Here is a 25,441-nt window from a genome sequence, read left to right on the forward strand (position 1 = left end):
ATCAGCTTTCTTCGGCATCGGGGTCCCCGGAGAGCGCAGGGGCCTTCCCCTCGCCCATCTCCTCCTTCAACGCGTCGTGGAAAGTGAGGTCCGTCATGGGGGTCCGGTCCTCGTAGGCGGCCAGGCCGATGACATGCGCGGCCACCGACAGGGAGAACACCAGGAAGACGAAGATCACCGTGGCCTTCAACATCACCGTGGTGTCGTTGAAATGGAAGACCACGCCCACGAGGATGAGACCCACGCCCAGGGCCACGGCCTTGGTCACGGCAGACATGCGGGTGTACACGTCGGGCATGCGGATGATGCCGATCGCGGCGATCAGGATGAAGATGATGCCGAGCCACACACAGGCCAGGGTGATGTATTGGGAGATCATTTCCTGCTTCTGATCTTCTTCATGTAGTACGCGAACCCGATGGCCCCGAGGAAGACCACGAAGCCCATGACGAGCACCACATCGAAATAGCGATAGTTGCTGGTGCGTATGGCGAACACGGCGAGCATGCCGATCACCACGCAGGTGAGCACGTCGAACGCCGTGGCCCTGTCCGCGATGCTGGGTCCGCGCACGAGGCGCACCATCACCAGCCCGGCGATGAGCATCAGCGTCACCAGGGCGGTGAGCAGGGCGTTGTCATAGAATGTCTCCGTCATCGCGCCAACCGCAGCACGCGGCGTTCGAATCCGTCCTTGATCTTGCGGCGCACGGCCGCCACGTCGCGGTCCTGCACATACATCTCATGCACGTAAAGCGTGCTTCGGTCATCGCTCACGTGCAGGCTCAATGTCCCGGGCGTGAGGGTGATGAGCACCGCGAGTGTGACGATCTCCCGGTCCGTGCGGGCGTCCAGCGGCACATCCACGATGGCGGGGCGCATGTGCGCGGTGCGTGTGAGCACGTCATAGGCCACGCGCAGGCTGGATACAAGGAGTTCCTTCAGGATGAAGCCGATGAACTCCAGCAGCAGCGGCAGCTTGCGGAAGTAGCGCCGGTCGAAGGCCCAGGAGCAGAGCCAGATCGCGAAGAAGAGCGCGTGGTACACGCCCAGGAATACCAGCGGCTCGCTGAAGCGCAGGTCCATCGTCTCTTCGATGATCCATACGCCCACGAAGGCGAGCAGCAGGTTGTAGATGAAGGTCCTCATCGCCCCAGCACCGTGTTGATGTATTCGTCACGGCCCAATAGCTGGTCCGCTGTCTCGCGGGCCAGTTCGAAGATCGGCTCCGCGTGTAGACCGATCGCGAGCGTGATCGCCGTGAGCAACGCCACGGGCAGCACCATCAGCCAAAGCGGTCCAGGGCCGGGGGTGTGCGGCTCGGGGTCGCCGACCGCTTCCGGCCGGTTGGTCCAGAATACCTCGTTCCAGATCCTGGTGAGGTAGTAGAGCGTCATCAGGCTGGAGCCGATCACCACCAGCACCAACCAGAACTCGCCCGCCTCGATACCGGCTTTCATCAGGATGAACTTGGCCCAGAAGCCGCTGAAGGGCGGCAGGCCCGCCAGGCTCAACGCCGCCACCAGGAACAGGATGCTGAGCCAGAAATGGTCGCGGTACACCCCGCCGATGTAGCGGAGCTTGAAACTGCCCTTCACGTGGTGCACGATGCCGCTGATGAGGAAAAGACTGGTCTTCACCACCATGTTGTGCACCAGGAAGAAGACCGCGCCCGCCAGTGCCAGCGGCGTGAACAGCGCGATGCCCATCACCATGTAGCCGATCTGGCTCACGATGCTGAAGGACAGGATGCGCCTGAGATCGCCCTGCGCCGCCGCGCCCAGCACCCCGGCGAACATGGTCATCGCCGCGATGACCATCAGCATGGTGTGCGTGTAGGGGATGTCGTGCACGAAGAGCAGTGTGAAAACACGCATCAGGGCGTACACGCCCACCTTGGTGAGCAGGCCTGAGAAGATGGCCGCCACGGCGATGGGTGGCGTGTGGTACGAGGCCGGCAGCCAGAAGAACAGGGGGAACACGGCGGCCTTGATGCCGAAACTCACCAGGAAGAACATGGCCACCACGGTGACGAGTCCCTTCTCCGGCACCTCGCCCAGGCGTATGGCCAGGTCGGCGAAGTTGAGCGTACCGGTGAGGCTGTAGAGGACACCCACGCCGGCGAGGAAGATCGCCGAGGAGAGGAAGTTGATGGTGACGTACATGATGGCGCCCTCCAACTGGCGTTTCTCGCCGCCCAGGGCCAGCAGCACGAAGGAGGACATGAGCATGACCTCGAACCACACGTACAGGTTGAAGATGTCGCCCGCCAGGAAGGCGCCGGTGACACCGAATACCAGCAGATTGATCAACGGGTAATAGCCGTAGGCTTCGCGCTTCACGTCCACCGCCGGGATGGAGTAGAGCGTGACCACGAGACCGATCATGGCGGTGGTGGCGACGAGGCCCGCGCTGAGCAGGTCGGCGGCGAGCACGATGCCGAATGGCGCGTCCCAGCCGCCGGCGCGCACCACCTGGATGCCGTCCGCCCGCACCGAGAACAGCAGGCGAAGCGCCGTGCCGGCCATCACCGCGAGACCCGCCACGCTGAGCCAGCCCTGCACGCGGCGGTCCTTCCACCAGGCCAGACAGAGCACGGCCGTGATGAAAGGGATGAAGAGCGGTACGAGCAGGTTCATGGCTGTTTCCCTTCAGGATCCATGGTGAAGGTGTCGTCGGCCGTCTGCAGTCGGTCCAGGTCATCGGAACGGGTCTCCTGGTGCACCCGTTTGATGAGGACGATGGCGAAGGCCTGGATGCCGAAGCCGATGACGATGGCCGTGAGGATCAGGGCCTGCGGCAGGGGATCGGCATAGGGCGGCACCACGGCATCCGCACCTGCCTCCACGAATGGCGGGCGCCCCTTGCTGAGGCGGCCCAGCGTGAAGATGCAGAGGTTGCTCGCGTGGCCCAGCAGCACCAGACCGATGATGAGCTTGGCCAGGCTGCGCCGAAGCAGCATGTAGAAGGCCGCCGCATAGAGCGTCCCGGCGAGCAGGGCGAGGAGCAGTCCCATCAGTTGTCGTCAGCTATGGAGAACACGATCTTGCACACCACGCCCACCACCACCAGGTACACGCCCAGATCGAACAGCACCGGTGTGCCCGGTTTGCCCACGATGGGGATGTACAGGTCGGTCCAGAGCGCTTCGAAAAAAGCATGGCCGAAGAACAGGGGCACCACGGCCGCGATGAAGGCCAGCGACAGCCCGGCGCCGATCAACCGCAGCGGGGGCATGCGCAGGCGCCGCTCCCCTTCCGCCACGCCACCGGACAAGGTGACGAGGATGAAGGCCGACGCCGCCACCAATCCGCCGATGAAGCCTCCGCCGGGCTCGTTGTGGCCGCGGAAGAGCGAAAGCAACGAGGCCACCAGCAGCAGCGGGAACAGGACCTGCACGGCCACGCGTAGGATGATCGAGTTCATGGCCTGCGCGATCGTTTCGCGGCGAAGGTGCCCGCTTTCGCAGGCGCCTTGCCCAATTTCAGTTTCGCCAGCGCCAGCACGCCCAGCCCGGCGATGCTCAGCACGGTGATCTCGCCCAAGGTGTCCAGCGCGCGGAAATCGACCAGGATCACGTTCACCACGTTGCGGCCCTTGGCCAGGGGCACGCTGTTCTCCGCGTAGAAGAGCTTCAGCTCACTCACCAACGGATAGTCCGTAACCAGCAGGATGATCGTGGTCATCACGGCGCCTCCCACGAGGGCGATGGTGATGTCGCGAAAGCGATGACCACCCGAGGTGAGCAGGATGTACCTGGGCAGCTTCCACACCACGTACACGAAGACCAGCAGCGTCAGGGTCTCCACCAGGAATTGCGTCATGGCCATATCGGTTCCGCCATAGATGGCGAAGAAGAACGCCACGCCATAGCCCACCACACCAAGGATGGCGATGGCCATGAGCCGGTCGCTCGCGGCCACGGTGGCCAGCACCGCTGCCGCCACCAACAGCGCCAACAGCCATTCGTAGGGATCCACACCGGCGAAGGAGAGCTTCGGGTGGAACAGGCCGTAGTGATGTATGGGGGCGAGCAGCAGGATGAAGAAGGTGACGAGGATCACCATGATGTAGTAGCGCAGGTGGCCGCTTTGCAGCAGGGCGGTGAAGCGCGCCGCGAAGGCCGTGACCATACGCAGGCCACGCTCGTAGACCATTTCCGGCCCACGCTGTTCGGCCCACCGCACACCGCGCTTCACGCGCCGCAGACGTGGACCCAGGCGGAACAGTACGATCCCCGCCGCGATCGTCAACAGGCTCAATCCAAGCACCGGTGTGATCCCCGGCCAGGCGTGCAGTTCCATTGTTCCGGCACCGGGGCGCATGGCTTCCACCGCGCGGTGCGTCAGGGATCCGATCGCATCGGCAGGCAAGCTGCCCGCCAGCAAGCCCAAGGCGGCCAACAACACCGGACCGGACCACATGCCTGCACCCACATCATGCGGGGAATGCGCCGTTCTGCCGCGCGGCCCAAAGAAGACCTTGCCACCGATGAGGATGGCCATGGCCGTGAATGCGGCCCCCGTCAGGAACAAGGCGGTGGTGAGCGGAACAGCCAACCAGAAGTGGTGGAGCGTGGCCTCGTAGAGCACCTCCTTCGCCACGAATCCGAGGAAGAGCGGAAAGCCCATCATGCCCAACGCCGCCAGGGCCGCCGCGAAACCGGTCCAAGGCATCACGCGGAAGAGACCGCCTAGCTGTTCCACGTTGCGGGTGCCGGTGCCATGGTCCACGTTGCCGGCCACCATGAACAACGCGCCCTTGTAGCCAGCGTGGGCCAGCAGGAAGAGGATGGCCCCGTACATCGCCAGAGTGGACGCCAGGCCGATCGACATCACGAGCAGACCCAGCGCGGAGATGGTGGTGTAAGCGAGCACTTTCTTCAGGTCCATCTGGACCAGCGCCCACCCGGCGCCCAGCAACATGGTGATGCCACCCACGATCACGAGGGTATCGTTCCAACCGGGTATACCGCCGAAGTGCGGCGCCAGCCGGGCCAGCAGGTACACGCCCGCCTTCACCATGGTGGCCGAATGCAGATAGGCGCTCACCGGCGTGGGCGCCGCCATGGCGTTGGGCAGCCAGAAATGGAAGGGGAACTGCGCGCTCTTGGTGAAGGCCCCCAGCAGCACCAGCACCACCATGGGCGTCAGGTAGGGTGAGTTGAGCAATTCGCCTCCGCCCACGGCCCAATGGCTGATCACCGGGCTGCCCTGCGCCGTGGTGGCGAGGATGAGACCGGCCATGAGGGCCAGACCACCCATGCCCGTGACGAGCAGCGCCTGCAACGCGGCCTTGCGCGTGCCCGCGTGACCATGGCGGTAGCCGATGAGCAGGTAGGAACTGAGGCTGGTGAGTTCCCAGAAAACGAAAAGCGCGAAGATGTTGTCCGAGAGAACCACGCCAAGCATGGAGCCCATGAACACGAAGAGGTAGGTGAAGAAGCGCGGCAGGCCGGGGTGGCGTTGCAGGTATGCGCCGCCATAGAGCACGATGAGCGTGCCGATACCGGTGATGAGCAGCGCGAACAACAGGGATAGACCATCGATGCGGAAGTCGAAATCGAAGCCCAGGCCGTTCACCCACACGTAGCCCTCGCGCAGTGGCACCCCATCGACCACCGGAGAGACCTGGCCCGCGAACCAGACGAAAGCCCCCAGCGGGACCAACGCGAGCAGCCCAGTAGCCCAGCGCACCGGCAGCCGCTGCAGCAGGGGGGCCACCACCGCCGCCGAGAAGACCACAAGAAGCAGAATGGCTACAGGTCCCATGCCCGGCGACAAAGATGCGGCGGACGGCGCGGTGAACATTTGTGCATTAGGGCCGGAACCAGTGCAGGATGTCCTTGGGTACCGCATACCTTCACGGATATGTGATCCAACAACACCCTTGACATGGCCAGGTCATTTTCACCCTATCGCGCCTTCCAGTTCTTATTGTTGGCATCCCTGACCTCCTGCACCTCGTGCGATCCGCAAACCCGCGAGGGTATCGCCGACCTGGCCCGCAACCTCCAGGACAGCGACGGAGATGGCTGGATGGACGCGGAAACCAACCAGCGCATCGATCTGATCATCGATGAGATCTCGATCCAACCAGCACTATCACGATCCCGATTGATCCTGGATGATCACATCGTGGCCGACATCGGGTCTCCGCTACGGCCAGGTACCGTGGCCACCACACGTTGCGCGGGCCAATGGCATGCAGGGAGGCTTCTTCACTATCGTGCCCGGCTGAAATTCGTTGAGGATGGCGACCAAGCGCTGACCTTGGAGGATCGGCTGCCCTTCCACAACCGGGACTCCACGTATCAACAGGTCTTCAACTTCAACGGAAGGTCCATCGCGCTCTTGTATCGAACGGTCGTCACGCGCTTCGCCGACCCATCACCCGATGATGCGAATGCTGATGCGGACGCAGATGGGATAACGGACGCGGAGGAGGCCATCCTCGCCCAGGAGAACATCCGCGTCGGAGATCCGCTCAAACGCGATCTGGTCGTGTGCGTGGGCTATACCTCTCCCGTCTTCGCCATGACCAAGCGTGGTATGGAACGGATCACGACGGTATTCGCCGGACGCGATATCAACGTGTTGTTCGCCGATCGGACCAACAGCCTCCCAGGCTTGCGACCCGGTCAGGTGATGTTCCCCAACAGCAATGGCGTGCGGGTGGTGCCGCCCCAGGATCGCGCTGTTGTTTCTGGTGAACTCGCCGATATCCGCGCATTCCACATGGATCCTGACCTTGCTCCGTTCACCCATTTGCTCGTTATGGCCAAGGATGTCAGGCCTGGATTCTATGGCGAAGCATCGCCCATGATCCGCTCGCTGGTGGTGGCCTCCCATTTCCAAGCCTTGGGTCCGGAACCACTTGGGATGGAGTATCAGACAAAGGTCATCATGCATGAACTGGGACACAATCTGGGTCTTTGTCATCCGAATCAAAGTGACACGTCCTGCTTGACCGGATCCATCCCGGTCGCGGAACGCGATGGTTCACTGACGGTCATGGGAAGTCCTGCGGACGACGGTGGTATCCTTTCGTTGCAAGCACTCACGAACGCTTTCAACCGCCCCTTGGACTTTACACCCACGCAATGGACCAACGCGAACTATGCGCTGGGCCGAATGTCTCCTTGAGTGCGCCTCCAGAAACACCAGGGACCACGTGGCTTGGCGGTTTCCGCCTTCACGACGTACCAGGTCGTGGGTCGGCCTGGCGGTAAATTGGCCCCATGCGTCCTTGTCCTGGTGTTGCGCCGCTCGGGTTCATTCTCGCTTTACTGCCGATCGCCATCGTGGCACCGCCATCGAAAGCCCAGTTCGTGGAAGGCCGCGTGCATGGCGCCTGGGGTATGAACCTGCTCACCTCGCCCGGCGAGGATCTGACCAGCAGCCCGGGACAGACGATCATGCTCAACGGATCGATCACGCTCGCCGGGGAGAAGCGCAAGGTCCTTTTCCAACCCGCGCTGAACCTGGGTTTCAACGCCTACCGCACCCGCATGGCCTACCGCGTGCATTTCGTCACCGAACGCACGCAACTGGGTCTTGACATGGTATTGGGCTTCCCCCAGATGAGCGGCACCATCCTCCAGGCCGGCTTCTTCGCCGCCACGGTCACCCGCGTCAACAACCGCATTGAGAACGACGCGCAGGGCGTCTTTTTCCCGCTTTACAACCAGGCCCAGTTGCAACGCGACCACTTCCACCGGCCCGGACAGGCGGGCGTCATCCTCGGTCTGGCCGTGCCCCTGGCGCGTGAGTTCAAGTGGGGACTGGACCTGCAGTTGCGACAGCATCTCATACCCCTGGTGGAGCGGTCGCAGGAATTCGCCCTGATCAACCGGCCGCCACAGCTCATCATGGCCGAGAGCACACGCGCCACCATTCTGACGATCGGCCTCAGCTACCGGATCGGGCAGGCGGCTCAAAAGGGATAGAACACGGGGATCAGCAGCGTGGCGATGAGCCAGAAGAGCAGCTGCAGCGGCGTTCCCACCAACAGGAAATCTCTGGTCCGGTAGCGGCCCACGCCGTAGATCATGGTGTTGGTCTGGTAGCCGATGGGCGACATGAAGCTGGCGCTGGCCCCGAAGATCACGGCCATGAGAAAGGGCATGGGGCTCAGACCCAAAGCGGCCGCGGTGCTGATGGCGATCGGCGCCACCAGCGCCGCCGTGGCCGTATTGCTCATCACCTCGGTGAGCAGGGTGGTGAGCAGGTAGACCCCGGCCAGGATCGCGATCGGTCCGCCCCATTCGCCCACCAGATAGACCAGACCACCGGCCGCGCGGTCGGCCAGTCCGCTCTTGTGCATGGCCATGCCCAGGCTCAATGCGCCCGCCATCAGGAAGTAGATCTTCCAGTCGATCGCCTCGTAGACGTCCTTCATCGTCATGGTGCGGCCCAGTACCAAGGCCACCACACCGGCGAGCGCGGCCACCACCACGGGAATGATCTCCATGGAAGCACAGGAGACCACACCAGCGAGGATCAGTGCCACGAACAGGAAGCGCCTGCGGTTGAAGTCGGCCATGCCCTCCGTCTCGGTAAGAATGGCGAAGGGGGCATCGGACCGTGCGCCCATCTCCTTGATGCGGCGGATGAAGTGCGTCTTGATCTCCGCCAGGATCACGTCGCCGCTGCGCAGTTCAGTGTCATACAACCGCTCGTGCACCAAGGCATCGCGCTGGCGAACGGCCAGCGGCACGGCACGGTAGCTGCGGATCAGGTCGGCGTCGCCCAGGGTCTTGCCCTCCAGCGGACTGTTGCTGGTGATCACCAGTTCCACCAGGGTGGTGCCGCGGCTGCGCATGTCGTCATTGGCCACGCGCAACGGCGGCTTCACGGAGATGTGCGCGCGCTCCTTCAAGGTGCGGATGCGGCCCACGTCGCAGCGCACCTGCAACATATCGCCCGCCTGCAGCACCATGTCGCCCGCCGGGAAGGTGAAGCGTTGCCCGTCGCGCCGGATCTCGATGATGTCCATCTCCAATTCCTTCACCAGGGCGCTGTCCATGATGCGTTTGCCCACACTGGGCGCATCGGCCAGCAGTTCGATCTCGGTGAGGTAGCCGCGCAGGTCGTAGCCCGTCCGCTTGTCCGTCTCCTCGCGCCGGTCGGGCAGCAACTTGCGCCCGATGAAGGCCATGTAGAGCACACCCACCAGGAGAAAGATGATCCCCAAAGGCGTCTGCTGGAACATGCGCAGCGGCCCCAATCCGCTCTCGTCCATCACACCGCTCACCACGAAGTTGGTGCTGGTGCCAATGAGCACGGTGGTGCCCCCCACGATGGAAGCGTAGCTCAATGGGATCAACAGCTTGCTGGGCGATTGGCCCGAGGCATGGGCCGTTTGCACCACCATGGGAATGAGCAGGGCCACCACGGGCGTGTTGTTGATGAAGGCGGACAGCACGCCCACGGTGAGCATGAACAACAGCATGCCCATCACCGGCCGTTCCCGGAAATGGCGCGAGAGCCTTGGCCCCAGGGTGCTGATGGCGCCCGTACGCAGCAGCGCGGCGCTGAGCACGAACATGAAGGCGACCGTCAGGGTGGCGGCGTCGCTGAAGCCGGCGAATCCTTCACGTGGCGAGAGTACCCCGGTGAGCACCAGGCTGGCCACGATGAGCAGCGCCACCAGGTCGATCGAGACCTTTTCGGTGACGAAAAGGACCACCGCCCCGAGGGTGACGGCCAGGACGATCCACTCGTGGGGGCTCATGGCGGGTTGCGAAGGAAAGATATCCCTGCGGTTCAACGCGCCACCGAAAGGAGCGGCTTGCCACCCCAGTTGCGCAGGTACCAGGGTACGGCGCGCGCCAGTCCGCTGCGCAGGTCGTGCAGGGGTACAAAGCCCAACAGCTCACGTGCCCGAGAGATATCCGCCAGCGAATCGCGCACATCGCCCTGGCGCGTTTCCACGTGCTCCACGCCCAAGGTGCCGATCACGGGATCGTACCGCGCCAATTCGCTGCGCAGGATGGCCAGCAGCTCCAAAACCGTGGTGCGCTGCCCATAGGCCACATTGAACACATTGCCCAGACAGCCCGGGTCTTCGGCGTCCATGGCGGCCAGCAGGGCCTGCACGGCATTGCCCACGTAGGTGAAGTCGCGCGACTGCTGTCCATCACCATGCACCTGGGGCGCCTCATGCCGCAGCATGCGCTGGATGAAGCGCGGGATGGCCGCGGCATAGGGGCCGTTGGGGTCCTGCCGTTCACCGAAGACGTTGAAGAAGCGCAGGCCGATGGTGCCCATGCCATGCAGGCGATGGTAGAGTCCCGCGTAGGCTTCATTCGCGGCCTTGGTCACCGCGTAGGGCGAAAGCGGCCGGCCGATCTGGTCCTCCTGCTTGGGCAGGGTGGTGCTGTCGCCATAAACGCTGGAACTGGAGGCGTAAACGAAGCGGCGCACCCCGGTGAGGCGCGCGGCCTCCAGCATGTGGAGGAAGCCGGTATTGTTCACCGCGTGGGTGGAGAGCGGATCGGCGATGGAGCGTGGCACGGAACCCAGTGCGGCCAGATGCAGCACCACACCGGCACCCTCCACGGCGGTGCGGCAATCGTCGGCGCTGCGGATGTCCCCCTCGATGAAACGGAAGCCGGGGCGGCCCTCCAGATGTGCGATGTTGGCGCGGGATCCCGTGGCCAGGTTGTCCAAACAACGCACTTCGGCGCCGCGCTCCACCAAGGCCTCGCAGAGGTGGCTGCCAATGAAGCCCGCCCCGCCGGTGACGAGGATGGGGCGGTCGTGGTTGTTGGTCATGCGCGGAGGGTCGGCCAAAGGTAGACGCGCCCTTCAGCCCAGGGAGGCCGGCTTCCCGCCAGGCTCTTCACGATCGCTTCTTGATCGCCGCGCCATACCCTGCGCCAGATGCGAGGCACCGGTGGCTGGAGCACACATTCGAAACGCGTCAGTAGTTCGTACCACCTGTAGGAGGGGATCACCCCGGTTCCGATGGCTCCTCCGATTTGGATGATCCGTATTTCGACATTAACTTCATTACTCCAAAATATATCTGCCATGCATACCGCATACCGCATACCGCATACCGCAGACCGCATAGCTTCGCCCTATGCGTGGTCATCGCTTGCTCTATGATCGAGACATCGACCGCACAGAGCTATTACATCCCACCAGATATTTATGGAGACACATCTGGACCACATGCTTTGCGGCGCAACGATGGTCAGCTATTCAACACAGCTGGCCAGGCCCAGAATGACATCAGGTACTCCGTTGAGCAATGGCCGGTCGGGATCCATTTGAAGGACAGCAGTGCCATTTCCTTCACACTCGCATCTTCCAACGATACCCTTGTCCCGGACACGCTGTATCGTGTCGACATGCACTTTCGGAATGCCAAACGCGTAGACCCGATCGCCATCGGCGTCCCGGTCCAAGGGGTGATGAACTACTACCTGGGCAGCACCAGTGTGGAAGGTGTACCAGCGTTCGATCGGGTGCTTTATCCGCAGGCATGGGATGACATCGATGTACACATCTATTCGGCCAGCATGGGACCCAGAATGGCTTTCGTGGTCCATCCAGGTGGCAACCCCGCACAGATCAAACTCTTCTTCGAGGGACAGGACAGCCTGAACATCGACTGGCAGAATGCGTTGCGCCTATATATCAGGCACAGATGGGTCAGGTTCGAGGAGGCCGTCGCCTACCAAGTGACACCTGCTGGCGCCACCATACCACTGGGTTGGATGGCGAGCTATGTCATCCTCAACGGCACACCGGTCGTCAGCTTCTCGTTCCAGGCCCACGACCCTTCCCTGCCGCTGGTGTTCCAGATCGGTCCGCCGCCGATGCCCCTGCAGTCAGGAGGCGATCCAAAAAATCTCCATTGGAGCACTTTCGTTGGCGGTGGCACGAATGAAGAACGGAATTATTAAGATGTTGGGCGGATGGCATTTTCCACCAACGTCTCGAACATGTCGTCATGGTGCCGGTTGTTGTATTTGAAGGCGAACTCGCACACGTAGCGCGGCAGGTGTTTGGGGCTTACCTGGTGGTATTGGCCCACGATGCCGCGCTTCATGAGCGCCCAGAAACTTTCGATGGTGTTGGTGTTCACGCCCTTGTATGAGTAGGCACGGGCGTGGTCGATCTTGATGTGGTCAATGATCCGGTCAAGGCGGGAGTAGCCCGAGTAGTTGTCCGTGATCAGCAAGGCGTCCTCGGTGGCCACGTGCCGTTCCACCATGGCCCGCAGGTTCTTGGCCGTTAGGGAGCGCATCACTTGGGCCACCACGGTGCCGTCACGCTGCACAATGCCCACCACCGGCACCTTCTTGGTGCCGCGCCCGCGCTTTACGTTGGTGGCCACCCGCGCCGGGTTGCCACGCAGGGGCCGCAGGTCGAAGCCGTCGGCCTTGGCATCCTTCACACGCTGGTTCATGGCAACGCGCTGCCCCGCCGTCATGCGTACAAGGTTGGGCTTGCGCGGCTTGCCGCCCACGAAGGTCTCGTCCATTTCCACCACGTCGTTGAGCGGGTCCATGTCGGCCTGCTCCATGGCCATAAGGTCCCGGATCTTGTGGTACATGGCCCATGCCGTTGGGTAACTTACCCCAAGGTTGCGGTGTAGCTGCAACGCACTGAGGCCCTTCTTCGCATCGGCCACGATACCGAAGGCATAGAGCCACGTGCGCAAGGGTAACCGGGTACCCTGCAACGGGGTGCCTACGGTAACGAAGGTGGACCGCCCACACCCAAGGCATTTGTGCCGCAGGTCTTGGTAACGAGCGCCAAGTTTGGTACCCTTGCAATAGGCACACTTCGGGCGCTTACCCCAGCGCACCCGCTCGAAATGCGCCACGGCATCGACTTCCGTGGGGAAGCGATTGGAGATCTCAACGACGTTCATGGGTTGTCGAAACGTTCAGTACAGTATATCAGAAGCGCGCCAACAATAAGCCCAACTATGCAACAGAGCAAGAGTTCATGAAGTGGTATCCCTCTACGGCAGTAGTAGACACCTTCACGACCCTTAACCCGGACTGGGTTATTGCGGCATTCACAGTCATCATTACCATTGTCACATGGTGGCAGGGACGATTGATACGAAGGGCCAACATTGTTGCGCGCAATGCTGCCGATGCCGCCAAAATATCCGCCGATGCCGCCGTACAAACTGCGTCCGATATGCGGGAGGCTGAGCGCGGCAGGGTTGGGGTATCCTCCATGTCCATGGACTACACCGACACTCTTCGCATCCGCTATGCCCTTTTGAACTACGGCCGGTCCTCCATAGAAATCCGGCAGGTGAACTATCGGTATGAATTGCACGGAAGCAAAGGCGTCGTTCATGTTAGCGACATCACCCAGGGCGGATCGCTTCTCATATTGGGTTCGGGCGAAAGAATAGACAGCTCGGAACGGCGCGAAAAGGCATCCCATTCCGGAGAGGGCCTGTTGCCTCCAATGGGTCCGTGGGATATGACCCCCGAAATGCACAACAGCATTCTGGAGAATTACGAAGGCACCCAATTGTTCATCATTGGGTGTATCGTCTATTCCACGGCATTCGGCACCTTGTACCATTGGCGCTTCCGGTTGGGGTATGAAGCAAGCCGTGGCATGTTTGCCAATGACTTCCGAAGAGGTAATGAAGAGGTGCCTTTCACAGGCGACCCCACGCAGCCCCATCAGTGCGAGTAGGCATGTTAAAAGACACCGCCCAACAACTTTACAATTCCGATGAAGAATTGGAAAGTGTGAAGGTGGACGAAGAGGGCAATGCCTATGCTTGTGGATACAGCCGATGGCATGACTTCCCAGTTGCGCCGGGTTCGGAAGTTTTCAACCCAAATAATGGCGAGTATGAGGGCGGGGTTGCGGCGGTGGTCATCAGGTACAATGGACACAGCAAGCAGATCCAATGGGGTACCTTCTATGGTGGGGGTACTTCATTCGATGCCCTCTCGGAGACCAAAGCGCACAAGGTCGCCTTGGGAAAAGGGTTGACAGGGGCAGGTCCATATGCTTTCGTTACTGGGTCGACCAACAGCCACGAATTCGCGGCATACCGTGAAGGGGGTTCCATATTCCATGATGCCCATATAGATGGCTATGATGGAGGACTCCATAGAATGTGGGTGGGAGCTTTCCGAAGATCTAATGGCATTCGAGACTGGGCCACGACCCATGGACAATCCGGCGCATCCACATGGTCTGAACATGGTATGGCCATCGATGTGGATGAGGACGGACTACTGGCAGTGGGCGGGCACGTGAGCCATCCTGAATGGGGGCCGATCACGCAATACCCCACCGTAGCGCCCCCAGGTGCTTTCACAAGATCCGATGGTGGAGGGTTCTTCCTCGTTTTCGATGAACAGTACCAGATCAAGTGGTGTACCCAATGGGGCCAGCAAGCACCGGAGACGATGATCAGGGACATGCGCATCGCCCCTGCGGAGGAAGGCGTCAAGCACATGTGGATCACGGGTTCCACGGCCAGTTGGTTCACCTACCCCAACAGCGCTCCCTTGGATGTGGTACCTCCAACAGGTGGCCAGGGATTCTACCAACCAACGGATCCGAGCCAATTCTCGATGTTCGTGGCCAAGCTCGACATCACACATACGCATCAGATCGAGTTGAGCACCTATTGGGGAAGCAACAGCATTGATGTCGCCTATGCCTTGGCGTTGCATGAGGACCAGCTCTGGGTGGTGGGCAGCACATTGGCTTCAACCCTGGACCCCGATAAAGCGCCCTACCCTGGCGGGGGCAATTACCACAGGATCGTCACGAACGGTGAAACCGAGGCGGTCATCCTATGCTTCAGGACGGACCCATGGGACTTGTGGTACGGTACCTTGTACGGCGGCAGCGACAAGGACGTGATCCTGAGTGTGACATCGGACGGCGCTGGCCGGATCTACATGATCGGCGACAGCCGCAGCCCAACAGGTACATTGGGCAGCGGCAATCCGCCAGCCTACTTTGCCATGGAGAACCATGGCATACCCTGGACGCGGGACGCCTTCCTGATCGGCATTCAGGCCCCTCCAGGCCAAGCACCGCATCTTTTCTGGCGTACCGCTTTCGGCGGTGCAGGAACCGAACGGGGCTGGGGGATCGCCGCCACATCCGACGAGGTTTTCATCTGTGGCGCCACGGCCTCGCAGCGCGCCTGGGGTGCCGGTCCCATGGATTTCCCTTTGGTGGAGTATCAACCAGGGATCCCATTGGGGTATTTCCAGTACGTGAACAACTACGGTACTGGCAGCAATCCTTTCGCGCCTTGGTACGACATGGAGTACTTCCTGGACTTCCATCCATGGATGCTCGCCCAACCCGAAGGGATCCCATGGGGCTATGATGCCTTCATGGCCTCGTTCGACGTGTCAGCTACAGTTGGCATCCCTCCGCTCAACAGCTTGTGGGATACTGCGGGCCTTCACGCAGTACTCCTGGATCAGAATGGCCTTTGGCAATTGGACCTGCCAGGCCAGGGTCCATGGAACATCGCATTGTACGACGCTGGGGGTCGGTTGGTGGAGCAGATCCATGTCCAACACCCCCAGCCCACCATATCGTTGGTTGCCCGAGCAAGTGGGATATACGCCATCCGGGTCTTGAATAACCACGGTGCGGTCTATTCCTCCAAGCTTTTCAAACCATGAGATCGGCCTTGATCCTGGTCCTGCTTGCCCTGTGTTGCGGACGCTCACAAGCTCAGTACTGGCGTTCCTTGGGCAAGGGCAAAAGTCCCGCAGGCACACAGATCACTTGCCTATATGGCGATACGGTCCTTGACCGGCTGCTCGCTGGCGGAACATTCATCCACATGCTGAATGCGCAGGACACAGTCCTTGCCTTGGGTGTGGCGCAATGGGATGGCGAGCGCTGGGACAGCCTCGCCCACCGGATCAACTTCTGGGAGGGGGGTTCTGTGGTTCAATCCGTGCAATGGTTCCTTCGGTTCCAGAATGACCTATACGCAACTGGGTCTTTCGCGAACTACGATCCGATCGCTGAAATTTGGGTAAGGGGTTGGGGGCGACTTGATACTACCGAGCATAGGTGGAAATGGATCCTGGATTGTGCTCTTCCGATAAACCATGGATTGTATCTACTGGGACCCCGTATGCCACAATCCCAATTGTACTTCACCGGCTTCGCCGATACGCTGTGCGGGCCTGAGACGGCCAACGTCTTCACCTTTGATGGGCAGCAGGCCCAACCCTGGGCACCCTTCGCGCAAGTACCACCGCACACGGGCAACTACACCGCATGGGTCTTCGATCTCCATGGCAAGACCTATGTGACCGGGCTGTACCTCAGTCCCCTTACCGGGGAGTGGACCTCCATGATGCGGTACGACCATGCCACCCAACAATGGGAAGCCGTGCCCGGCTGGAACACCATGGGGGCCGTGAAGGACTTCACGATACGCAACGACACGCTTTGGTTGTGCGGCGCATTCCGCGAAGCCACTGGCGGTCCGGCCGATCTGGTGGTGGGCTACGACGGGGAGCAATGGATACGCTTGGGTACCGGCCTGGCCCATCTGACCCCTGCCAACGGTGCGGCTTTGAACCTGGAATGGTACCGTGATGAACTCTGGGTGTGCGGCGCTTTCCACAACGCCGGTGGCATCCCGGTGGACCGCCTGGCCAAGTGGAACGGCAACCAGTGGTGCCGGCCGCCTGGCACTTTTTCCAGCGCCGCCTACCTCAGCGACCTGGCCGTTTGGCGCGACAGTCTCTACGTATGCGGTGGCCTCACGACCATCGATGGGGTGACCATGAATGGAGTGGCACAATGGATCGGTGGCGATGCTGTGGAAGAATGCAGCGAAGCCGTCTCCGTCCCCGCCCCGCAACACTCCTCCGAAGTGGTCCTCCACCCCAATCCGGTCACCCAGAGCTTCTTCCTTTCAGGTCTTCCGGCCCATGCCGCACAGGTGGTGGTCACCGACCTGGCCGGCCGGCCTGTCCTCCACCGGACCGCATCCCTCAACAGCATCGAAGTGGGCCGCTTGTCACCAGGACTCTACCTCGTTATGGTCTTGGATCGGCGTGGTGGACGCCTTGCGGCTTCGCGATTCGTGAAAGAGTAGGCTCGCTTCAGGCCGGCGGAAATGGACCGGCGAGGGCTTCGGGCTTGATCGCCACACCATACCATACCGTGCGCCAGCGCTTTGGCACCATTGGCATCAGCAGGCCATCCAGGCGGGCGAGGAGATCGCGTTGCTTTTCGCTGCGGCCCAGATTGGCGAGCAGACCGGTGCTGCCCGTGTGCAGCTCAGCGAAGGGCGCGAAGAGGTCGCGATCGTGCAGGATGTGCAGGTATCGCCAGCGGTGTTCCCAGGCCACGAAGCGCTTCCGCAGCCAGCGATGGAGGCGGGTCCCTTGCAGGTTCTCCGCGAAGAGCAGCACCCCGCCGGGCTTCAGCACACGGTGCATCTCGCGTATGGCGCGCATCTGCTTGTCCTTGCTGCCCAGCGCCCCGATCACGCTCTTGAAGAAGACCACGTCGAAGGTGGCGTCCGCGTGCGATAGCTGCAGCACATCCTCCTGGCCATACGTGATCCGGCCATCGCCCTGGATGTCGCCGTGCGATGCAAGCGTGGCCGCCGTGAACGGATGCAGGTCGGTGCAATGGGTGTCGAAGCCGAGCGTGGCGAGCAAAAGGCTGAGACCTCCCTCCCGCTCGCCGATGCCCAGCGCGGAGGCCGGACGATGTTTGGGCAAGTGCTGCTCCCACAGCGGCAAGGCCCGCGACCAGGTGCGCACCTCCCATTGGAAGATGTCTCTCAAGGTCGGGATACCCTGGACCGGCATGGTGGCAAAGAAAAGGGGCGGCACAGTGCCGCCCCCTGGTTCGGGTGGGTGGTGGACGTTGGGTCGCGGGGGACGTGACCGTGGCCAAGTGGGCCGGTCATGACCGGCCCCTACTTGGCCACCGCGACCGATCGCTTCTCCCTGATCACCGTGATCTTCACCTGGCCGGGATAGGTCATCTCGTTCATGATGCGGTCGGCGATGCTCATGCTCAGCTCATCGCTCTGTTGGTCGGTGATCTTTTCGCTCTCCACCATCACGCGCAATTCGCGGCCGGCCTGGATGGCGAAGGCCTTGGTGACGCCTTGGTAGCTCATGGCCAGGCTCTCCAGGTCCTTGAGGCGCTGGATGTAGGCTTCGGTGGCCTCGCGGCGGGCACCGGGGCGGGCACCGCTGATGGCGTCGCAGGCCTGCACGATGGGACTGAGCAGCGTGGTCATCTCGATCTCGTCGTGGTGGGCGCCGATGGCGTTGCACACGTCGGGCTTCTCGCCGTACTTCTCGGCCAGCTTCATGCCCAGGATGGCGTGCGGCAGCTCGGGATCCTCGTCGGGCACCTTGCCGATGTCGTGCAGCAGACCCGCGCGTTTGGCCACCTTGGGGTTGAGGCCCAGTTCGGCGGCCATGATGGCGCTGAGGTTGGCCACCTCGCGGCTGTGCTGCAGCAGGTTCTGGCCGTAGCTGCTGCGGTACTTCATGCGGCCCACCATGCGGATGAGCTCGTTGTGCAGGCCGTGGATGCCCAGGTCGATGCAGGTGCGCTTGCCCACCTCCATGATCTCCTCCTCCAGGTGCTTGCGCGTCTTGTTCACGATCTCCTCGATGCGGGCCGGGTGGATGCGGCCGTCCTTCACCAGCTGGTGGAGGGCCAGACGGGCCACCTCGCGGCGAACGGCGTCGAAGCAGCTGAGGATGATGGCCCCTGGGGTGTCGTCCACCACGATCTCCACGCCGGTCATTTCCTCCAGCGTGCGGATGTTGCGCCCCTCGCGGCCGATGATGCGGCCCTTGACGTCGTCGTTCTCGATGTGGAACACGCTCACGGCGTTCTCGATGGCGTGCTCGGTGGCCACCCGCTGGATGGTCTGGATGACGATGCGCTTGGCCTCCTTGTTGGCGGTGAGGCGGGCCTCCTCCTGCGCGTCCTTGATGTGGGCCATGGCGGCGGTGCGGGCCTCGTCCTTGAGGCTCTCCACCAATTGCTTCTTGGCCTCCTCACCATTCAGGCCGCTGATGTTCTCCAGCAGGGACACCTGCTTGGCGTGGAGTTTCTCACTTTCCTCGCGACGACGTTCCAAGCCTTCAAGCTTCTGTTCCAACTCGCCCTTCAGGCGGTCCACCTGCTTCTCCTTGTTGGCGAGTTCCTGCTGCTGGCGGCTGAGCTGGGATTCGCGCTGCTTGGCCTTCTCCTGGGCCTGCTGCACGTTGCGTTCACGCTCGCGCACCTCCTTCTCATGCTGTTCCTTCAGTTGCAGGAACTTCTCCTTGGCCTGCAGGATCTTCTCCTTCTTGAGGGCCTCGCCCTCGGCCTCCGCTTCCTTGAGGATGCCCGAGCGGCGTTTCTTCATCACGCTGTTGAGCGCGGCGAATACGATGGCCCCACCGGCCACGAGGCCGGCCAGGAGGCCGATGATGATGCTGATGATGTCCATGGTCCACGTTTTTTCCGGTGGACCCCGCCGTGGGTCTCCACAAAGGCTCCAGGGGAGCGAAGGGGATCAGACCCGCCGATCGGAGAGCAAGCCTTCGAGCGCGGCCACCGCCGCCTCCACTTCCGCCTCGTGCTCCGGGGTGGCGCTGTTGAGCGCGCGCACCGTCACCTCCAAGGCGGCCATGGCCAGTTGGTCCTGCCGATCGATCAGCGGGTGGCTGGCTTTGAGTCGCGAAATGCTCTCGTTGATCTCATCCACGGCCCTGCGCACGTTCACCTCTTCACCCGCATGGATGATGAGGGGGTACGCACGGCCTGCGAGTTCTATCCTTACCGATCGGTCTTCCATGGTCGCTCGTTCGCCGCCGTCAGGCCTGTATCAAAGCCAGGCAACGGTCGATCTCGTTCACCAGTTCGTCGATCTTTTCCTTCGTTCCCGTGTCGGCCGGCCGGCTGCTCGCCACCCGGGCCTTGCGGAGACCCTCGTTCTCCCTTTCCAATTCCGCCACCCGGGCCTTCAGCACATCGCACATGCGGCGATGTTCCAAGACTTCGGCCTCCAGTTCGGCCGCCTTGCGCTGCGCCTCCCCGTGTTCCCGCACCAGGCGGGTCACTTGTTCCTGGATCGCCACCAAGCGGTCCTTCAGGGGGGGTGCGGTCATGGATCGGTTTCCTGATGACGAGGGTCCGAGGCCAAAGATAGAAGGCGCCTTGGACCAGCCCCTTGTTTTGTTTGAACCCCAAGCTGTTGATGCCACCGAAGAGGTTCCCGGATCGCCTGATACGGCATGGCGATAGCTTCGGGGCCGCTTGCATCTCCACGCCGACCTGCTCCCCATGCGGCCGATCCACTCCTGCGCCCCTATCATCATTCTGCTGCTGCTCAGCACCATAGCCCCATTCGCTTCACGCGCGCAACAGCCGAAGACCCACACGGGCTACATCCAGCCGATGGACATACCGCTGGACCTGAGCGGCAACTTCATGGAGCCCCGTAGCAACCACTTCCACAGCGGGCTGGATATGCGCACCCAGGGCCGGGAGGGTATTCCCGTGCGGGCCGTGGCCGATGGCTGGGTGTCCCGGATCAAGATCAGCCCCTGGGGCTATGGCAAGGCGGTCTACATCGACCATGAGGATGGCCACACCACCGTGTACGGACACCTTCAAAGGCTGGAGGGTGCCACCGCCGAGGCCTGCCTGGATGCCCAGTACCGCGCCAAGGACTTCAGCATCGACATCTACCCGGACAAGGGCAAGCTGCCCGTGAAGCAGGGCGAGACGATCGCCCTGAGCGGCAACACGGGCAGCAGCGGCGGTCCGCACCTGCATTTCGAGGTGCGCAAGACGGCTGGCCAACGCGCCATAGATCCCGAACTCTTCGGGTTGCGCGCCCCGGACCGCACACCGCCGGAGATCGTGGGCGTACGCATCCATCCGTTGACGGACTCTTCGCAGGTGGCCCCCTACCCCGGCAAGGCCCTGGGCTTCGCCGCCCAAGGCGGTGGGGGGCACTACGGGCTGAAGCCCGGCGAGCGCGTGGCCGCCTTCGGCACCGTGGGCTTCTCCATCAACACCTTCGACCGTTACGACAACAGCACCTTCCGCATGGGGGTGCGCCGCATCGAACTCTTCGTGGACAGTGTGGCGGTCTTCACCACCCGCTTCGACGAGGTGGACTTCGACCACAATCGCTACTGCAACGCCCATGTGGAGTTCGGTCTCTTCAAGGAACACAAGAAGGACTACCACCGCTGCTTCAAGCTGCCGCACAACAAGTTGCGGATCTATGGCAAGGAACCCGCCCAAGGCCGCATCGTGCCCGTGCCCGGCCGCGACCATGCCGTGCGTTTCGTGGTCACTGATGGGCGTGGGAACACTTCGGAACTGACCTTCACCCTGCATGGAGCAACGGCGGAAGAAGCCGCCTCCTGGCCCATTCCCATGCTGGAGGGCAGCTTGTTCCGGTATGATGCCGCCAACGTGCTGGAGGAGGAAGGCGTGCGCATGACCCTTCCCGCGATGGCGCTGTACGATGATGTCTTCGTGCGTTATGCCCGCAAGCCGGCGCCCGCCAAAGCATATGGTCCGTTGCACCTGCTGCACGACCCCCTGGAGCCGATCCACGCCAACTGCGGACTGTGGATCGCGACGCCGGACATCCCAGAGCGGCATCGAAGCAAGGCCCTCATCGTGAGCATGGAGGCCGACGGCAAGCTATCCCCACAGGGTGGCACCTGGCAGGACGGCGGGGTGCGCGCGGAAGTGCGGGCCTTTGGCCACTACACCGTGATGCTGGACACCGTTCCACCCAAGATCGCGAACGTGGACCTGCGCGCCGAGATGGCCAACCGCGAGGGCTTCACCATACAGATCACGGACGACCTGTCCGGGATCGCCGGTTGGCGCGGCACACTGGACGGCGAGTGGATCCTGCTGGAGTACGACCCCAAGACCAAGACCATTTACCACCGCTTTGACAAGCATACGAAGGCGCCCGGCAGGAAGACCTTCAAGGTGCAGGTGACCGACGACCGCGGCAACCGCGCCGAGTGGGGCCAGGTGTTCAACCGCTGACGCGGCTATGGCGCCTTCACCAGGCGATACTCCTTCTGTTGCAGCATCACCGCATACTCGTTGCGCCAGCCATTCTCAGGACCGGTGCGCGTGAGGCGGAAGCCCATGTGCAACAGGTCGTTCTGGGGAAGGTCCATGCGCACGGGTGCACCGCCGTCCGTTGCGGCCATGGCGCGCAGGTAATGGCGGGTGACGTCGTAGCCCAGGAAGGCGTACTCGTCCACATCATGGCCGAACCGCTCCCGGAAGGTGCGCGTAAAGGCCTGCACTCGGGCTTCGCCATGGTCCACCCAGGTGGGACTCGCGTACATGAAGCCCAACACCTCCAGGTCCGTCGCGGCCACGGTCTCCATGGTGGCCCAACTTTCCAGGCCCACCAATATGATGCGCTGCTTGGTGGCCAGGCTCTTCAACTTGCCCACCAGGTTGGTGACGAACTCCACATCATCGCTCGGCGCCACCACCACATTCAGCCGATCGTGGCTGAGCTTGCCGGGCAGGTCACCCAGGTCACGGCGGCCGGGCCGGGCCACCAAGGCGGTATCACGAAGCCGTGAATTCTGGTTGGCCAAAGCATCCGCCAAAGCGCGGGACATCTGGTCCTGCGCATCGCGGTCGGCGTGGATGTCGGGCTTCAGCAGGATGATGTTGTCGCGGCCATGGCGCTGAGCCACGTAGCGCGCCGTGTGGCGGATGAGGTCGTTGCGCGAAGCGGTGGCCTTGCTCACGTTGGGGTGGCCCAGGATGACCTTGTTGCTCTGCGGTACCGGACACACGATGTGCGCGCCGGGATGCGCCCGCGCGAGCTGCTCGATGGCACTGCGGTGGAAGGGTCCGATGAACAGGTCCTGGCGCTGCAGTTCGGAACGCTTCAGCACGGAGGCCCATGTGCGCGCGTCCTCACCCATGTCCAGCACGGTCACTTCCGCCAGCAGACCTTCTAGCTCCGCCGCCTCGATGGCCAAAAGCGCTCCGGCATAGAACTGCGCGGCGATGCGCGTGGCCTCGTGCAAGGGCTTGTCGCCCGGCGCCAGGCGAGCCGCACGCAGGCTGTCGTTCCGGTCCAGCGCGAAAGGCAGCATGAGCCCCACCCGGTGCATCGTGCCTCCCATCACCGGCCGGGGATCGGTCGCCACCGGAATTTCGGTCCCCGCGGGCAGCGGGATCCGCACGAAGCTGCCGGCCTTCAAGCCTTCAGGCAGGCCATTGTTGGCGGCAGCGATCCGGTCGGGCTCCACACCGTAGAGTTGACCGAGACCATAAAGCGTTTCGCCCGGCCGCACAAGATGCTCGTGCACGTTTCCTCCCTCGGCTGGCCGCAGCGCGGGATCGCGGACGTCGGTGCGCTGGGCCATGGGGATGATCACTTCCATGCCTTCGCGCAGACCGGAAGCGTTCAATTCCGGGTTCCGCTCGAGCAGGTCGTTGATGTGCAGGCCGTAGTTGCGGGCGATGCCGAAGAGCGTCTCCTTCCTCGCCACGGTGTGCAGCAGTTCGCCATCGCGCAGCAGCACCGGAGCGTTACGTACCTCCTTGCGCACCACGGCATCCTGGGGGATGAGGATCTCCTGACCGATGCTCAGTCCCTCTTTCGCCTCCGGATTGGCGGCGAGGAGGGCTTCGACCGGCACGGCATGGCTGCGGCCGATGGCGAACAGCGTCTGCCCGGCTTCCACCACATGCACCGTGTAGCGCTTGCCGGCGATGGTGCGGGTCTCCTGCGCCTGGGAAAGCATAGGCGCAAACAGGAGCCACAGGCAAGCCACCACCAGGGCGGAACCGGAGCGTAGACCCAAGCTCGCCGAGTTGGATGCAAGGGCGCCAATCGCTTTCAACTTCACTCCCATTCTATCGTGGCCGGGGGTTTCGAGCTGATGTCGTACACCACGCGGTTCACGCCGCGCACCCGGTTGATGATGCGATTCGATATCCGTGCCAGGAACTCGTAGGGCAGGTGGCACCAATCGGCCGTCATGCCGTCGGTGCTGGTCACCGCGCGCAGGGCCACAGCGTTCTCATAGGTGCGTTCATCGCCCATCACGCCCACGCTGCGCACAGGCAGCAGGATGGCGCCTGCCTGCCAGACCTGGTCATAGAGGCCTTCTTCCTTCAGTCCTGCGATGAAGATGTCGTCCACCTCCTGCAAGAGGGCCACCTTCTCGGCGGTGACCTCGCCCAGGATGCGGATGGCCAGACCGGGACCGGGGAAGGGGTGGCGGCCCAGGATGATGGGATCCAGCGCCAACTCGCGGCCCACCCGGCGCACTTCGTCCTTGAACAGCAGCCGGAGCGGTTCCACCACCTGCAGCTTCATGCGCTCCGGCAGACCACCCACGTTGTGGTGGCTCTTGATGGTGACACTGGGGCCGTTCACGCTCACGCTCTCGATCACGTCGGGATAGATGGTGCCCTGCGCGAGCCACTTCACGTCCTGGATCCGGTGCGCTTCGCGGTCGAAGACCTCGATGAAGGTGCGGCCGATGGCCTTGCGCTTCTCTTCGGGATCGCCCAGGCCGCTCAGCGCCGCGAAGAACTCGGCCCTGGCGTCCACCCCTTTGATGTTGAGGCCCAGGTGACGATAGCTCTCGAGCACGCGGGCGTACTCGTCCTTGCGCAACAGGCCGTTGTCCACGAAGATGCAGTGGAGCTGGTCGCCGATGGCGCGGTCCAGGAGGAGGGCCGCCACGCTGCTGTCCACCCCACCGCTCAACGCCAGCACCACCTGGTCGCCGCCGATCTGCTCGCGCAGCCGAGCCACGGTGTTCTCCACAAAGGCGTGGGGGGTCCAATCGCCAGCGCATCCACAGATGCCGATGACGAAGTTGTGCAGCAATTGCAGGCCATCGGTGGTGTGGTACACCTCGGGATGGAACTGCACGGCGAAGGTCATGTGGTCGCGCAGGCGGAAGGCGGCCACGGGCACGTCGGCGGTGCTGGCGATCACTTCCATGGCCTCGCTGGGCGCGGTGATGCTGTCTCCGTGGCTCATCCACACCTGGGTGCCGGCCTGGATGCCGTCGAAGAGGTGGCTTGCCCCAAGGGTGCTGAGGTGCGCGCGGCCGTATTCGCGGGTGTTGCTGCGCTCCACGCTGGCTCCGGCGCGCTTGGCCAGCAACTGGGCACCGTAGCAGATGCCCAGTACGGGCACGCGCCCGAAGAAGCCGGTCAGGTCGGTGTCCGGCGCGTTCTTATCGTGCACGCTGCTGGGACTGCCACTGAGGATGACGCCACGCACGGCGGGGTCGTCCTTGAAACGGGAGGCCTGACTGAAAGGATGGATCTCGCAGTAGACGTTCAACTCGCGCACGCGGCGCGCGATGAGCTGGGTGTACTGCGAACCGTGGTCAAGGATGAGGATGAAGCCGGTCACGAAGCGTACGGCACCGGTGGGTC

Annotated in this window: 23 protein-coding genes; 7 read left to right on the forward strand and 16 right to left on the reverse strand. The window is 62.7% G+C overall.

Going from position 1 to position 25,441, the window contains the following annotated elements; genetic code table 11:
* Window position 1: 1 nt before the first annotated feature.
* From mnhG to KIT10_03305, 7 genes are read right to left on the reverse strand one after another with little or no spacing between them, the layout of a single operon-like run.
* Window positions 2-379, reverse strand: coding sequence for a monovalent cation/H(+) antiporter subunit G (gene mnhG / locus KIT10_03275; protein MCW5898268.1), 378 nt, complete (start codon window positions 377-379; stop codon window positions 2-4).
* Window positions 376-657, reverse strand: a complete 282-nt coding sequence (locus tag KIT10_03280; GenBank protein ID MCW5898269.1) for a cation:proton antiporter — start codon at window positions 655-657, stop codon at window positions 376-378. The genes mnhG and KIT10_03280 overlap by 4 nt, the downstream gene beginning before the upstream one ends.
* A complete protein-coding gene (locus tag KIT10_03285; GenBank protein ID MCW5898270.1) occupies window positions 654-1,148 on the reverse strand; it encodes a Na+/H+ antiporter subunit E in 495 nt (164 codons plus the stop codon). The genes KIT10_03280 and KIT10_03285 overlap by 4 nt, the downstream gene beginning before the upstream one ends.
* Entirely contained in the window at window positions 1,145-2,638 is a 1,494-nt protein-coding gene (locus KIT10_03290; protein MCW5898271.1) for a Na+/H+ antiporter subunit D, read from the reverse strand. The genes KIT10_03285 and KIT10_03290 overlap by 4 nt, the downstream gene beginning before the upstream one ends.
* A complete protein-coding gene (locus tag KIT10_03295; protein MCW5898272.1) occupies window positions 2,635-3,015 on the reverse strand; it encodes a Na+/H+ antiporter subunit C in 381 nt (126 codons plus the stop codon). The genes KIT10_03290 and KIT10_03295 overlap by 4 nt, the downstream gene beginning before the upstream one ends.
* On the reverse strand, window positions 3,015-3,425 hold the full coding sequence (locus KIT10_03300) for a Na+/H+ antiporter subunit B (protein MCW5898273.1): 411 nt from the start codon (window positions 3,423-3,425) through the stop codon (window positions 3,015-3,017). The genes KIT10_03295 and KIT10_03300 overlap by 1 nt, the downstream gene beginning before the upstream one ends.
* On the reverse strand, window positions 3,422-5,770 hold the full coding sequence (locus KIT10_03305) for a DUF4040 domain-containing protein (GenBank protein ID MCW5898274.1): 2,349 nt from the start codon (window positions 5,768-5,770) through the stop codon (window positions 3,422-3,424). The genes KIT10_03300 and KIT10_03305 overlap by 4 nt, the downstream gene beginning before the upstream one ends.
* A 123-nt stretch (window positions 5,771-5,893) precedes the next feature.
* Between KIT10_03305 and KIT10_03310 the strand changes: the two genes are divergently transcribed.
* Both KIT10_03310 and KIT10_03315 read left to right on the forward strand, forming a co-directional pair.
* Complete coding sequence (locus KIT10_03310) at window positions 5,894-7,144, forward strand: hypothetical protein (protein MCW5898275.1); 1,251 nt, start codon at window positions 5,894-5,896, stop codon at window positions 7,142-7,144.
* A gap of 95 nt (window positions 7,145-7,239) precedes the next feature.
* Complete coding sequence (locus tag KIT10_03315; protein ID MCW5898276.1) at window positions 7,240-7,947, forward strand: hypothetical protein; 708 nt, start codon at window positions 7,240-7,242, stop codon at window positions 7,945-7,947.
* Here the strand turns inward: KIT10_03315 and KIT10_03320 are convergent.
* Window positions 7,935-9,734 (reverse strand): SLC13 family permease, encoded by a 1,800-nt coding sequence (locus tag KIT10_03320; protein ID MCW5898277.1) that lies wholly within the window; start codon window positions 9,732-9,734, stop codon window positions 7,935-7,937. The two genes, KIT10_03315 and KIT10_03320, sit on opposite strands and share 13 nt — an antisense overlap.
* A gap of 32 nt (window positions 9,735-9,766) precedes the next feature.
* A complete protein-coding gene (locus KIT10_03325; protein ID MCW5898278.1) occupies window positions 9,767-10,777 on the reverse strand; it encodes an SDR family oxidoreductase in 1,011 nt (336 codons plus the stop codon).
* A gap of 332 nt (window positions 10,778-11,109) precedes the next feature.
* Here KIT10_03325 and KIT10_03330 point away from each other — a divergent pair, with 332 nt between their 5' ends.
* Window positions 11,110-11,916 carry a hypothetical protein gene (locus KIT10_03330; GenBank protein MCW5898279.1) on the forward strand — a complete coding sequence of 269 codons (807 nt, stop codon included), beginning with the start codon at window positions 11,110-11,112 and terminating at the stop codon, window positions 11,914-11,916.
* On the opposite strand, the gene KIT10_03335 is transcribed toward KIT10_03330, so the two are convergent.
* On the reverse strand, window positions 11,913-12,677 hold the full coding sequence (locus KIT10_03335) for an IS1595 family transposase (GenBank protein ID MCW5898280.1): 765 nt from the start codon (window positions 12,675-12,677) through the stop codon (window positions 11,913-11,915). The genes KIT10_03330 and KIT10_03335 overlap by 4 nt on opposite strands.
* Window positions 12,678-12,967: 290 nt before the next feature.
* On the opposite strand from KIT10_03335, the gene KIT10_03340 reads away from it, so the two are divergent.
* The 3 genes from KIT10_03340 to KIT10_03350 all read left to right on the forward strand — a co-directional run bounded on the left by KIT10_03340 (window position 12,968) and on the right by KIT10_03350 (window position 17,096).
* On the forward strand, window positions 12,968-13,684 hold the full coding sequence (locus KIT10_03340) for a hypothetical protein (GenBank protein ID MCW5898281.1): 717 nt from the start codon (window positions 12,968-12,970) through the stop codon (window positions 13,682-13,684).
* Window positions 13,685-14,208: 524 nt separating this feature from the next.
* Entirely contained in the window at window positions 14,209-15,657 is a 1,449-nt protein-coding gene (locus tag KIT10_03345) for a T9SS type A sorting domain-containing protein (GenBank protein MCW5898282.1), read from the forward strand.
* A 464-nt stretch (window positions 15,658-16,121) separates the two neighbouring features.
* Complete coding sequence (locus tag KIT10_03350) at window positions 16,122-17,096, forward strand: T9SS type A sorting domain-containing protein (GenBank protein ID MCW5898283.1); 975 nt, start codon at window positions 16,122-16,124, stop codon at window positions 17,094-17,096.
* Window positions 17,097-17,103: 7 nt separating this feature from the next.
* On the opposite strand, the gene KIT10_03355 is transcribed toward KIT10_03350, so the two are convergent.
* The 4 genes from KIT10_03355 to KIT10_03370 form a co-directional block, all read right to left on the reverse strand.
* Window positions 17,104-17,796 carry a class I SAM-dependent methyltransferase gene (locus KIT10_03355; protein MCW5898284.1) on the reverse strand — a complete coding sequence of 231 codons (693 nt, stop codon included), beginning with the start codon at window positions 17,794-17,796 and terminating at the stop codon, window positions 17,104-17,106.
* Window positions 17,797-17,930: 134 nt separating this feature from the next.
* Window positions 17,931-19,472, reverse strand: coding sequence for a ribonuclease Y (gene rny / locus KIT10_03360; protein MCW5898285.1), 1,542 nt, complete (start codon window positions 19,470-19,472; stop codon window positions 17,931-17,933).
* Between the two features lie 66 nt (window positions 19,473-19,538).
* Window positions 19,539-19,820, reverse strand: a complete 282-nt coding sequence (locus KIT10_03365) for a cell division protein ZapA (protein ID MCW5898286.1) — start codon at window positions 19,818-19,820, stop codon at window positions 19,539-19,541.
* 19 nt (window positions 19,821-19,839) lie between these two features.
* On the reverse strand, window positions 19,840-20,133 hold the full coding sequence (locus KIT10_03370; GenBank protein ID MCW5898287.1) for a hypothetical protein: 294 nt from the start codon (window positions 20,131-20,133) through the stop codon (window positions 19,840-19,842).
* Window positions 20,134-20,281: 148 nt separating this feature from the next.
* Here KIT10_03370 and KIT10_03375 point away from each other — a divergent pair, with 148 nt between their 5' ends.
* Complete coding sequence (locus KIT10_03375) at window positions 20,282-22,048, forward strand: M23 family metallopeptidase (GenBank protein ID MCW5898288.1); 1,767 nt, start codon at window positions 20,282-20,284, stop codon at window positions 22,046-22,048.
* Between the two features lie 5 nt (window positions 22,049-22,053).
* Here KIT10_03375 and KIT10_03380 read toward each other — a convergent pair whose 3' ends face one another.
* Complete coding sequence (locus tag KIT10_03380) at window positions 22,054-23,784, reverse strand: LysM peptidoglycan-binding domain-containing protein (protein ID MCW5898289.1); 1,731 nt, start codon at window positions 23,782-23,784, stop codon at window positions 22,054-22,056.
* A gap of 101 nt (window positions 23,785-23,885) precedes the next feature.
* Window positions 23,886-25,418 carry a glutamine-hydrolyzing GMP synthase gene (gene guaA, locus KIT10_03385; protein MCW5898290.1) on the reverse strand — a complete coding sequence of 511 codons (1,533 nt, stop codon included), beginning with the start codon at window positions 25,416-25,418 and terminating at the stop codon, window positions 23,886-23,888.
* Window positions 25,419-25,441: the final 23 nt, after the last annotated feature.

The organism is Flavobacteriales bacterium (genome assembly GCA_026129465.1).
In the GTDB taxonomy this organism is placed as follows: domain Bacteria; phylum Bacteroidota; class Bacteroidia; order Flavobacteriales_F; family PHOS-HE28; genus PHOS-HE28.